An 11,901-nucleotide genomic window follows, 5' to 3' on the forward strand; every position below is an offset into this window, starting at 1 on the left:
TGGCCGGCGGTCAGTGCAGGCCGGGCGCTTCCTGGCCGGTGCGTGCGACGTACTCGGTGTAGCCGCCGTCGTAGCGGTGGATGCCTTCGGGGGTGAGTTCGAGCACCCGATTGGAGAGTGCCGCGAGGAACCGCCGGTCGTGCGAGACGAACAGCATCGTGCCCTCGTAGTTCGCGAGAGCGGCGATCAGCATCTCCTTAGTTGCCATGTCGAGATGGTTCGTCGGCTCGTCGAGCACGAGGAAGTTCGGCGGATCGTAGAGCATCTGCGCCATGACCAGGCGCGCCTTTTCGCCGCCCGAGAGAACGCGGCATTTCTTTTCCACCTCGTCCCCGGAAAAGCCGAAGCAGCCTGCCAGCGTGCGCAGCGATCCTTGGCCTGCGCGCGGAAACGAGCCTTCCAGCGATTCGAAGACCGTGCGGTCGCCGTCGAGAAGATCCATCGCATGTTGGGCGAAATAGCCCATCTTGACACTGCCGCCGAGCGCCACGCTTCCGGTGTCGGGTTTTGTCGTGCCCGCGACCAGCTTTAGCAGCGTCGATTTGCCCGCCCCGTTGACGCCGAGCACGCAACAGCGCTCGCGGCGGCGGATCGTGTAATCGAGCGCTTCGTAGATGGTCCGGTTGCCGTAGCGCTTGTGAACGTTCCGCAGCACGACCACGTCGTCACCCGATCGCGGTGCCGCCATGAATTCGAACGCGACCGTCTGGCGCCGCTTGGGCGGTTCGACGCGATCGATCTTCTCGAGCTTTTTGACGCGACTCTGCACCTGGGCGGCGTGCGACGCGCGCGCTTTGAAGCGTTCGATGAACTTGATTTCCTTGGCGAGCATGGCCTGCTGGCGCTCGAACTGCGCTTGTTGCTGCTTCTCGTTCTGCGCTCGCTGCATCTCGTAGAATTCGTAGTTGCCCGAATAGGTCGTCAGCGTGCCGCCGTCGATCTCGACCACTTTGTCGACGATGCGGTTCATGAATTCTCGGTCGTGCGAAGTCAGCATCAACGCGCCCTCGTAGCCCTTGAGGAAGGCTTCGAGCCAGATGAGGCTTTCAAGATCGAGGTGGTTGCTGGGCTCGTCGAGCAGCATCACGTCGGGGCGCATCAGCAGGATGCGGGCCAGCGCCACGCGCATTTTCCAGCCGCCCGACAATGCGCCGACGTCGCCGTCCATCATCTCCTGGCTGAAGCTGAGGCCGGCCAGCGTTTCGCGCGCCCGGCTCTCGAGCGCGTAGCCGCCAAGCTCTTCGAAGCGCGCCTGCACTTCCCCGAAGCGTTCGAGGACCTGCTCGAAATCTTCGGCGTCGGGATCCGCCATGCGGGCCTCGAGCGCTTTCAATTCCGCCGCGACCGCGCTCACCGCACCGGCACCGTCCATCACCTCGGCCACGGCACTGCGGCCGGACATTTCGCCCACGTCCTGGCTGAAATAGCCGATTGAGATGCCGCGATCGGTCGATACTTGGCCTTCGTCGGGTTGCTCGCGCCCCGCGATCATGCGGAAGATTGTCGTCTTGCCGGCCCCGTTGGGACCGACGAGACCGATTTTCTCGCCCCTGAGGAGGGCTGCCGACGCTTCGATGAAGAGAAGCTGCTGGCCGTTCTGCTTGCTGATGTTGTCGAGACGAATCATGTGTTCCTGCACTCCAAGGCCGGGACCTTAGACATTCGAGTCCGCACCCGTCCATGCCTTTGAAGGTCATTCTGCAATGCCCCGCTTGCGGCTGCGCATTTTCTCGAGGATATCTTAGCGCCTGGCGACCGCATTTGGATCGCAAGGCGGGCCGAGACTGCGCACCATTTGATTCCCCATTTTTCGGCAAGCGGCAGACCGTAAGCACCGAGCCGATGCGTTGGCTTAGCCCGCGATACGGGCGCCAAGTGAATTTCCCGACAGCCAAGCGGCTTCTACGCCGGGGCCCAAAAGCCAGTCGCCGCATACGCCGAGCTTTTGGGTCGCATCGAACATGATGCCAGGGCCGGCTGCAACCGGGTTGGCGTAGCGCCAGCGATGCGCCGCGCGCGCTATTGGTGACGGCAATACAGCGGCGATGCGCATGGCGAAGGCAGCTGTCAGCGCGTCGGCGATCCAGTCCGGGTCCGCTTCGACATGCGCGCGCGACCATTCGGCCGTAGCCTGCAGGACCCAAGCGTCGGGACCTGTGCGTCCGGGCTTGGCATTGTTGCGTACCGCCAATCCAATCGCGTCGCCTGGGCCGCCTTGGAGCCAATCGATGTCCGCCGCTAGTTTTTCGTCAAAGGCGAGCATCACGGTCCAGCAAGCTATGCTCCGCACCGCAGCGGCCTGGGCCGCAAACACCGGTGCGATCGGTTTCAACAGCGCGCTTGCCTGTTCGGCTGGGGTCGCGATGACAGCAAGATCGACGTCGATCGCTTCGCCCTGGTCGAGAACGAAGCGCCAGCCTAGATCTGTCGCGTCGATCCGCAGCACGCGTTGGGCAAACCGTACCGGTTGGGCGGCTGCCATCTGCCGGATCGGCGCGCCCATCGTCGGCACGCCGACATAGGAAGCCGGACCCGCCGCCGGCCAGGCCGCAGCCAGACCCGCCGCGATCCACGCATCGACCCGTTGCCGAAAGGCGGGGTCGCTGGCCGTAAAAGCGGGGGCGCCATGGTCGAAGGAAGCTTCGCCGGCGGAGGTCGAAATGCGCCGCGTCGACATGCGGCCACCTGGACCGCGCCCTTTATCGAACAACTGCACCGCGTAGTTCTGCCGCGACAGCCTTTCGGCACAGGCAAGGCCTGCCATGCCGGCCCCGACGATTCCAATTCGCATGACTCTGTTTTCCTCGGAAGGTTAGGTACGTCTGCCCCCGGCAAGGCGCGAAACATAGGGACGGATCGGAAGAAATAAGCGATAGCCCAGTTCCAGAAGAGGCAAGACGCCCGGCAACGCGGCGACGCGCGCGGCCCAGCGCCAGCCCGGCAACTGCGTCCAGATCGCAACGAACGCTGCAGCGCCCGAGCGAACTTGGCCGTCGTCGGCGCGGACATGGAACCGCTGCAGCGCTTGCGCTTGCGTAACGCCCTCGGGCGTGGCGGCATCGGCTGCGGTGACATCGACGAAGCAGACCGCACCGGTCTTGTCCTGGCGCCGATAATAGGCGATCTCGGCGCGGCAAAGCGGGCAGGCGCCGTCGTAGTAAGCCGTTGTTCTGGGTCGTTCGGATGTCATGTGCTGTTTCTCGATCGCGGAACAATTTCTATTTTTCGGCGTCGGCTGGGATTTTCGCGCGTCTGAGGCGCGGCAGCGCGTAAGGGACTTGTTCGCAATAGCGCGCAAAGCGCTCGCGATAGCGTGCCGCGAACCTTTTCTCTTTGAGGCGCGGCGCGAGCAGGCAATAGAGCGTGAAGCAGAATGCGACGGCAAGTTGGTCCGGCGTCCACACGGGCACCGTCCAAAGCGTCAGCGCGAATGCAACGTAGATCGGCTGCCGGATCAAACGGAAGAGACCGCGCGTCGGCATGTCCGGAAAGACCGGCCGGATGCGCGCGAGCAGCGACACCCAGCCCAAAGCACCCGTCTGCACTTCCGCACCGGCATCGAAGCTTGCTTTGAGCAACAGCAGCCAGCTAGCGGCATAGGCGGCCGAGACGGCCCAAAACGCGATCCCCTCGGCGCGCCACCACACGATGCCGGACGGCGTCCACAGCGCGAACAGCGCCAGCAGCTGCGCCGACGCGACGATGGCGTAGGTCGTGGTTGCGAGCGTAGCACCGTACGGGCCAGGGACTGCGCGCGTCAGCGTACGTTCGCCGCGCCGCGTGAGCAGCAGCGAATGGGCGAGCGGAAATTGCAGGATCAAGAAGGCATTGGCGACCGCCGCCCACGGCCATGCAAGTGTGCCGAAGCTCTCGCTCATGCCGAAAAACATCGCTGCGACCATCGCAAGCACGGCGGCTGCGAACAAGCTGTGGCACACAATCCCGAGCAGAATGGCAAATGCGATGCGCGCCCGCCCGGGCGGTGGCTTCAGCGCAGCCGCAACGAGGGCAACAAGGCCTGCCACACGAGGATCTGCGAGGAACGGATGTTTGTGCGGGGGCTGCATGAGGCGATCAAACATCAAAGGCAAATTGGGGGTTGGGCGCGTCGGCTTTGGCGGCCTTCGGGTTGCGTCTCGGCTTGGCGAGACCTGCTTTGCGGCTTCCGTGTTTATCGACGATACGGCGTGCCGTCTCTTTGTGGTCGGCACGCCGCCGCAGCGCGTAGAGGGCGTCGCGGGCGGCACGCGCCGCTGACGCATTGTCGACGATCGGCGGCGGATAGCGCAACATCTCCGCCTGTTCCCAGCGCCAAGGCTCGTGTATGAACATGTCGGGCACTTGGGCAAGCTCGGGCACATGGGCCCGCACGAAAGTACCGGTCGGGTCCTGGTCGAAACCCTGCTTGACGGGGTTGTAGATGCGCATCGCGTTGATGCCCGTGGTGCCGGATTGCATCTGCACCTGGGGCCAATGGATGCCGGGTTCGTAGTCGACGAATTTGCGCGCGAGGTGCAGCCCGGTATCGCGCCACGGCAGCCACAGATGATAGCTCGCAAACGACATGAGCATTGCGCGCATTCTGAAATTGATCCAGCCATGCCGATCGAGCGCGCGCATGCAGGCATCGACGAATGGAAAACCTGTGTTGCCGCTGCGCCAGGCGTCCAGCCGCTCGGGATCGGCGATGTCGGGGCGGATGCAGTCATAAGCACGATGCAGATTTTCAAATTCGAGGCGCGGTTCGTCTTCGAGCTTTTGCATGAAATGGCAGTGCCAATGCTGGCGTGCGGCAAACGACCGCATGGACGCACGCCAACGCTGCGTGTCGGGTCGGTCGGCAGTATCGATAGCTGCCACGCGCTTCCACGTCGCTTGCGCCACTTCGCGCATCGAGATGGTGCCCCAGGCCAAGTGCGGCGACAGGCGTGAGCTTGCAGCGAACGCGGTCACGGGACTCGACATCTCGAAGCGATAGTCGCGGCCTCGCTGCTCGAGAAAGCTTGCGAGTGTTTCGAGCGCTGCGGCGCGTCCACCCGCTTGGCGATGCGGGCATGGGTCGGTCGCCAGGCCGAGTTCCGCGCTGGTCGGCACAGATGTGGGACCCGTCGTCGCGATCGGCTGTAGGGCAAGGGGAGGGGGTGCGGTGGGCAACGCCATGTCGCGGTCCCAAGCTTGTGCCCAGCCGTTGCGCGATTTGATACGGCGGATCACCCCGAATTGCCGTGATTCGTGCCAGGGCAAGCCCGCTCGCTTGCACCAGGCCCCAACGGCACGGTCGCGCGCATAGGTCCAGCCATTGCCGGTTTCCTCGTGGCTGAACAAGGCTGCAATGCCGAAGCGCCTGTACAGTTTCTCGAAGATTGTGACGGCGTCGCCAACCATTACCCACAGCGGTTGACCGAGGGCGGCAAGATCATTCTGAAGCTCGGTTAGGCACTCGGCTGCGAAGTCCCATTGGCGCGCGGCTGCATCGGGCTGCTGCCACAGCGCGGGCTCGACGATGTAAAGCGGCAGCACCGGTCCGGCCTCGGCGGCCAGCGTCAGCGGGCGGTGGTCGGCGAGGCGCAGATCGCGTTTGAACCAGACGATGTTGAGCGGCGCCGTCATGTGCAACCGAGTTCCCGCAAATTAGTGGGGATCTGTTTTCTGAAGGCGAAGAAGCCGCGTGTGGCATGCGGCCAGAACGCGTCGTCCCAGCGGCGGCGTACATAGCTGAGCCAAATGCCCGTTTTGGAGAGATCGGATTTGATTTTCGTCAAGGCATCGGCGATCGGTCCCACCGGTGCCGCCGCGGTCACGACGTGTCGCACGCCGGCTTCGCGCGCGGCCGCAACGATGTTCGCCATATCGAGCTTCGCCGAAATTTGCACAGCGCAGCCGAACTTCTTCTGCACGCGCATCGCCGCATCGGCAGTTGCAGCATGCACAAATGTGCGCGCGTGGTTGCCCCACAGCAGATCGGCGTCGGCTGCGACGATTGCTGCAGCAAAGCACTTTTGCCCATCGAACAGCGATTCCGGATGGAGATCTTCCGCTGTGACTAGCAGTAAGGCGGGAGATGAGGGCGCGTCGGCCGGCAACGGTGCCAGCGGTCGGATCGGCGGAAGCGGGGCTTCGGTCAGCGCTTGCGCCTCCGTTGCCAGACCTTGCGGCGTGAAGCGGCCCTCGGTACAGCGCGCAATGTTGTCGCGCGTCGCAAGATAAGTCTTCCCCGCCGTCTGCAAGCCCGCCACCCAGCGCCAGGAAAGCGTGTTGCTGGCCGGATCGGCATCGATCAGATGGCGTAGGAAGAAGTCGGCGCCGAGCGCCCACGGCAGGCGCAGCGTAAAAATCCAAATCGAGGCGAACCACATGCGCGCATGATTGTGCAGATAGCCGGTCTCGACAAGTTCGCGCGCCCAATCGTCGAAACCTTTGATGCCTGTCTCGCCCTTTTCCGCAGACGCGACTTCGCCAGTGCGCTTAGATGCGTCGCGCGCGTCCAGAAAGCGCGACCAAACTGTCGGGTGCAACTCGAGCCATCCCTTCCAGTAGGTGCGCCACAGCACCTCCTGGACGAACTTCTCGGCGTCGTCGAATCTATGCCGAGCCAGAACCGCACCCACAATCTCGGCTTCGGTAACCAAGCGGTGCCGGAGATAAGGGGAAAGCCGCGATACCGCACTTCCGCGCCCAGGTCCTGGATCGATATTTCGCTCGGCTGCGTAATGCGGCCCGGCACCCGGCACGAAAACTTCGAGACGGTCCAGGGCTGCGGCACGTGAAGGCGGAAAGGCAGGCGATGTCATGGCACAAATAAGCTGTTGCAAAAGCAGTGAATTTCAATCGCGACCGCCTGACGCTCCGGCAACCCCCTTGTTCTAGCTCAACTATTTCTTAAGCGCCTGACCGCTCGTTTACGAGCGTCCGCCGTCCACCGACAGAATCTGGCCGCTTATCCATCCAGCCTGTTCGCTTGCCAGGAACAGCACCGCGTTGGCGATGTCTTTCGCCGTGCCCAAACGCCGCGTGTGGATACTTTCGACGAGCTGCGTTTGTTTGGCAGGCGAATAGGCTTGCCATTGCCGCTCGGTCGTCGGGTTCGAGCGAACGAAGCCGGGTGCGACCGAATTGCTGGTGATGCCGAACGGCCCTAGGTCCTGGCTCAGCTGTTTGGTGAGACCCACGAGCGCATGTTTGGCGGCCGTATAGGCCTGAATGCCGGTGAGGCTCGGGCGCAAGCCGGCGCCCGACGAGATCGTGACGATGCGGCCGTAGCCCGCTTTGCGCATCGGTGTGCTTGCCGCTTGCGCAAGCCAGAAGGCGCTGTCGACATTGGCCGCGAAGATCGCGCGCCATGCCGCTTCGTCGACATTCTCGATGGGCCCGCCAACTTGGCCGCGCACGCCGCCTGCCGCATTGACCAAAACATCCAATGAGCCGACATCGGCAACGAGCCGATGCACGGCCGAACGGTCGCCGAGATCGACTTGGTGTGCTACGTAAACGCCGTCTACATTCCATGCGATCGGGGCGATGTCAGCGAGATGTACTTTCGCACCGGCCGCCTGCAACGATTCCGCGATCGCGCGGCCGATACCCTGGGCGGCACCCGTAACAAGAGCCGTGCGGCCTGCGAAATCTAGGCGCATTTGTCGAGCAACGCTTGGAAGGTTTCGAACGCCATCGGGCGCTTGCCGTCTTCGATGTCGTGGATCAGCGCGACGAGCGTAGCGAGGGCGGGCGTTGGCACGCCGGTCTCGCGCGCGAGTTCGACGATGATGCCGATCTGCGGATCGATCTCGGTCTTGCGCTTGCGCACTGCAAGATCGCGATAGATGCCGGTATGGGTCTTAGCCGTGTATCGGTTGAACTCGGCGAGCGCGGCGACGGATGCCTGCGCTTTAGCGAGCGGGGCTTCGGGCATGAAACATTCGGGATCGAAGCCGTTGAAGCCGATCGGCACGATCTTGCGTGCGCGTGCGGCCGCCATCACTTCGCGGCCTAGCGCAACAAACGCAGCAGTGCGGCGCGGATCTTCGAAATTGGCCGTCATGCTGTCGGTCGTCAGCGCGGTTGCAAACAGCATGGCGCCGTAGGCGAGCTTGCCCCACAGATAACCCCAGATGTTGTCGGTTAGCACGGCTTTGGGTTCGAATATCTGTAGCAATTCGAACATCGCACGTGTGCGCGGCTGAATCGTGCCGTCAATCTCACCGACCACGACGGCCGCACGGTTGCCGAACAGGATCTCGCCGGGCCCGTGCCAATCGGCGCCGAAATTCACGAAACACCCCATCGTGCGCGCCGCGCCTGCGTGCTTTGCGATCGCGATTTCGTTAAGCCCGTTCTGCGCCGACAGAATGAATCCGTCCGACGCAAGATGCGGCAGCAGTTGGGCCAGCGCTGCTTCGGTTGCCTGGGCCTTTACTGCCAGCACAATGCGCGAATAAGTCCCCGTCACTTCGCCCGGCGTTGCAGCCGGCACGATCTGTGTGAAATCCTCGACGGGGCCGAACACATGGAGCCCACGCGTGCGGCAGGCCTCTACGTGTGACGCTTCGATATCGACGAGTTTGACCGGCACGCCTGCGCGCGCCCAATAGGCGCCGAGTGTGCCGCCGATCGCACCCGCACCCCAGATCAGGATCGGTTCGTTGCTCATGCGACGGCTCCCAGAGGATGCTCTTCGGTATGGGTTGCAACGGTCATCTGGCCGTCGGCGCCGATCCAACCGCGATACATGCCGAGCGTATTGAAGGGCGCGCGCACCTTGCCGGCTGCGTCGATCGAAGCGAACCCGGCGCCGATGCCGTAGCCTTTCAGCGTCTGGAACACGAGCGCATCGGTCGCTTCCTCAAGCGATTTGCCCGCATACATCATGCGCGCGGCAATGTCGTAGGCGGCCGAACTGCGGATGAAAAATTCGCCCTGGCCTGTGCCCGAAACGGCACAAACGCCGTTGCGTGCGTAAGTGCCGGCTCCGACGATAGGTGTATCGCCGATACGACCGACCGGCTTGTTGTTAAAGCCGCCGGTCGACGTTCCGGCCGCAAGATTGCCGTGCGCGTCGAGTGCGACCGCACCGACCGTGCCGTGCTTCTCGGCTTCGCTGGCGGCAGCAAGCGTGCCACGCTGCGCGCGCTGCTTGAGCGACGCAAGCGCTTCGACGCGCTGCTGTGTGGTGAAATAGCTGTTCGCGACCATGGCGAGGCCCTGGCGTTCGGCGAACGCGTCGGCGGCTTCAGCTGCCAGCAGCACGCAGCCCGACTTCTCCATGACCGCGCGCGCCGCCGTGATCGGATTGCGGATGCGGCGGGCGGCACACACGGCACCTGCCGAAAGATCGGCTCCATTCATGATCGAGGCGTCGAGTTCGTGGAAGCTCGCCTCGTTGAGGGCGGCCCCGTAGCCCGCGTTGAAATGCGGGCTGTCCTCCATCACGCGCACGGCCGCTTCGACGGCGTCTAGGGCAGCTCCGCCCGCTTTCAGCACGCGCCATCCGGCTTTGAGCGACTGCGCCAGATGTTCGCGCGATTCGGCCCATTGGGCCTCGCTCTGCAGGCTACGGTCGAGCGTGCCGCAGCCGCCGTGGATGCAAATGCCGATGGGGCTGGTCATCGAAATTCCTTTTCGTGTCGGGCGTCGTGCCAGCGCCGGAAGACCGGGCCCGCAGACGATGCGGGCCCGGCCGTTTCAGCGTTTGGTTCGTCTAGCGCGTCGGTTTGATGTTCATTGCGAGCGTGTCTTCGTCAACGCGCGGCTTGATGCGCACCTTGTCCTTCTGCATGGCCCAGGCCGAGCCCACCGCGACGATCGGCAGGCGCGGACGATCCTTTGCCACGAGCGCATTAGCTTGCTCCAGCAACGAACGACGCTTGCCTTCGTCGAGTTCGACGGCGGCGTCCTGCAGCAGCTTGTCCATGACCGGGTTCTTGTAGCCGAGCACGTTGAATGCCCCCATTTTGACCACGGGGTCGTTCGAGTGCGCGATCGAGGACAGCGTGTAGTGCGCCTCGCCCGTCAGTGTGCCCCAGCCCGACATCGACATCGAGTATTCGCCGCGTGTGCGCGCTGGGAAGAACACCGCGGCAGGCGTTGCCGCTGCCGTCACGTCGATGCCGACTGAAGCCAACATCTGCGCGATCGAGGTGCCTACAAGCGAGTCGCCGGGCAAGCGGTCCGACGTGAAGGCAAAGCGAACGCGGAATCCGTTCGGGTAACCCGCTTCGGCCAGCAGACGGCGCGACGCCGCCAGGTCGTAGCGGCGCGGCGGCAGGCTCTTGTTGTAGCCGAAGATCGACTCCGTCACGAGCTGGTTAACTGGCTTGCCAAGGCCTTCCATCGACACTTCGGCGAGCACCTTGCGATCGATCGCAAGATCGATCGCCTCGCGCACGCGCGGATCGGCAAGCGGGTTCTTCGGCAGCGGCGAACCGTCCTTGGCCAGAATTTGGCCCGCGGGTGGGTTGTCGCGCATGTCGAGTTCGAGGTTGAACACGTAGACTGTGTCGACCGTCGTGACTTCGATCTTGGCGTCGCGCTTGAGGGCGGCGACGTCGGTTGCGGGCACGCGCGTGATCAGATCGAGTTGGCCCGCCTTGAGCTGGGCGACGCGCGCAGCATCGTTCGGCACTTCGCGGCGCACATGGCGCGCCCACGGCTCTTTGGGACCCCAGAAGCCGTCGAAGCGGTCGAGCACGAGATCGCCCTTGGGCTGCCACGACACGAACTTGTAGGGACCCGTACCGATCGCGGCCTTGCCGGAGTTGAAGGCTTCGTTGGCCGTTTCCTTGGTGAGGCCGGCCGCCGCCTTGTGCGACACGATGAAAAGACGGATGAAATCATTCGGCAGGATCGGGGCCGGACCGTCGGTGATGAAATGCACCGTATACGGATCGACGATCTTGGTTTCCTTGACGCGGCGCACATAGATCGTGGTCGGGTTCGGGCCCGAAACGACCGGGATGCGCTCGACCGAGAACTTGACGTCTTCGGCCGTGAAGTCCGAGCCGTCGTGGAACTTGACGCCGCGACGCAGCTTGAACTCCCACGTTGTCGGATCGATCACGCGCCAGCTTTCGGCAAGACGCGGCTCGATTTCGAGACCGTCGCCCGACCAGGTAAGCGTGTCGAACACGTGTTTCAGCGATTCGGCGTGCGTGCCGCTTGCGGTGAAATGCGGGTCGATCGAGTCCGGCCCGCCGCGCACGCCGATCGTCAGCGTCTGCGCGGAGACAGCACTTGCCAATGCGGCGGCCATCAGACCGCCGAGGATAGATGCCCTTGTCCATTTCGCGATGTGCTTCATGTCACGCTCTCCCTTGGATTTGAGTGGGCCAGTTGCCCTTGTCGACGATGATCTTGTCGAAAAGAGCCGTAAGAAGTTTGCGTTCGGCCGGCGTCAGAGCGCGTGCCATCGCGCTTTCGTGCGCCACCAGCATCGGCACCGTCGCTTCGACGATGCGCCGCCCGCGCGCGGTGAGATTGAGGAACAGGCGGCGGCGGTCTTTCGCGTCGGGTTTTCGCACGATGAGTTTCTTGCGCAGAAGCGCGTTCACGCCGCGGCTCAGCGTGTTTTTGGGCCGCGCTGTCGAGGCGACGATGTCGTCGGCCGTAATCCCGTCTTTGAGGCCCAGCGCGTAGAGCACGATGTGCTCGGGCGGGGTGAGGTGAAACTTGCGCCAGATCCAGTCATAGACGGGTTGGTTGAAATGGTGGGCGACGAAGTTGGCGCGGAAGGAAAGCCAGCACGGATTGGCCCACAGCTTGGCAGCCAGCATCGGATGCAGGCCGTCGCCTGCCTGTGCGGCGGCTTTGGACGTCGATTTCGCGTCGGTCGGTTTGGCTTTGCGCACGAACGCTCCGTCTTGATGACGAAGGACCTTGACGCATCTCGCGCGCGGCCGTCAAGATGCA

Annotated in this window: 11 protein-coding genes; all 11 read right to left on the reverse strand. The window is 63.7% G+C overall.

Annotated features, from left to right (window positions below):
- Positions 1–10 precede the first annotated feature (10 nt).
- Positions 11–1,627 (reverse strand): ABC-F family ATP-binding cassette domain-containing protein, encoded by a 1,617-nt coding sequence (locus O9320_10575; GenBank protein ID MCZ8311290.1) that lies wholly within the window; start codon positions 1,625–1,627, stop codon positions 11–13.
- A 225-nt stretch (positions 1,628–1,852) separates the two neighbouring features.
- Positions 1,853–2,791 (reverse strand): NAD(P)-binding protein, encoded by a 939-nt coding sequence (locus O9320_10580; GenBank protein ID MCZ8311291.1) that lies wholly within the window; start codon positions 2,789–2,791, stop codon positions 1,853–1,855.
- Between the two features lie 21 nt (positions 2,792–2,812).
- Positions 2,813–3,190 carry a DUF393 domain-containing protein gene (locus O9320_10585; protein MCZ8311292.1) on the reverse strand — a complete coding sequence of 126 codons (378 nt, stop codon included), beginning with the start codon at positions 3,188–3,190 and terminating at the stop codon, positions 2,813–2,815.
- Positions 3,191–3,218: 28 nt separating this feature from the next.
- The gene (locus O9320_10590) at positions 3,219–4,082 is read right to left on the reverse strand and encodes an isoprenylcysteine carboxylmethyltransferase family protein (protein ID MCZ8311293.1); all 864 of its coding nucleotides are present in this window, start codon (positions 4,080–4,082) and stop codon (positions 3,219–3,221) included.
- Positions 4,075–5,610 carry a deoxyribodipyrimidine photo-lyase gene (locus O9320_10595; protein MCZ8311294.1) on the reverse strand — a complete coding sequence of 512 codons (1,536 nt, stop codon included), beginning with the start codon at positions 5,608–5,610 and terminating at the stop codon, positions 4,075–4,077. Before O9320_10595 ends, O9320_10590 begins: the two co-directional genes overlap by 8 nt.
- Complete coding sequence (locus O9320_10600) at positions 5,607–6,791, reverse strand: deoxyribodipyrimidine photolyase (GenBank protein MCZ8311295.1); 1,185 nt, start codon at positions 6,789–6,791, stop codon at positions 5,607–5,609. The genes O9320_10595 and O9320_10600 overlap by 4 nt, the downstream gene beginning before the upstream one ends.
- 108 nt (positions 6,792–6,899) lie before the next feature.
- Entirely contained in the window at positions 6,900–7,634 is a 735-nt protein-coding gene (locus tag O9320_10605) for an SDR family oxidoreductase (GenBank protein ID MCZ8311296.1), read from the reverse strand.
- Positions 7,625–8,647, reverse strand: a complete 1,023-nt coding sequence (locus O9320_10610) for a ketopantoate reductase family protein (GenBank protein ID MCZ8311297.1) — start codon at positions 8,645–8,647, stop codon at positions 7,625–7,627. Before O9320_10610 ends, O9320_10605 begins: the two co-directional genes overlap by 10 nt.
- Positions 8,644–9,603 carry an isoaspartyl peptidase/L-asparaginase gene (locus O9320_10615; protein ID MCZ8311298.1) on the reverse strand — a complete coding sequence of 320 codons (960 nt, stop codon included), beginning with the start codon at positions 9,601–9,603 and terminating at the stop codon, positions 8,644–8,646. The genes O9320_10610 and O9320_10615 overlap by 4 nt, the downstream gene beginning before the upstream one ends.
- 91 nt (positions 9,604–9,694) lie before the next feature.
- Entirely contained in the window at positions 9,695–11,293 is a 1,599-nt protein-coding gene (locus O9320_10620) for an ABC transporter substrate-binding protein (protein MCZ8311299.1), read from the reverse strand.
- A gap of 1 nt (position 11,294) precedes the next feature.
- Entirely contained in the window at positions 11,295–11,840 is a 546-nt protein-coding gene (locus O9320_10625) for a MarR family winged helix-turn-helix transcriptional regulator (GenBank protein ID MCZ8311300.1), read from the reverse strand.
- Positions 11,841–11,901 lie beyond the last annotated feature (61 nt).

Source organism: Magnetospirillum sp. (assembly GCA_027532905.1).
Taxonomy (GTDB): Bacteria; Pseudomonadota; Alphaproteobacteria; order CACIAM-22H2; family CACIAM-22H2; genus Tagaea.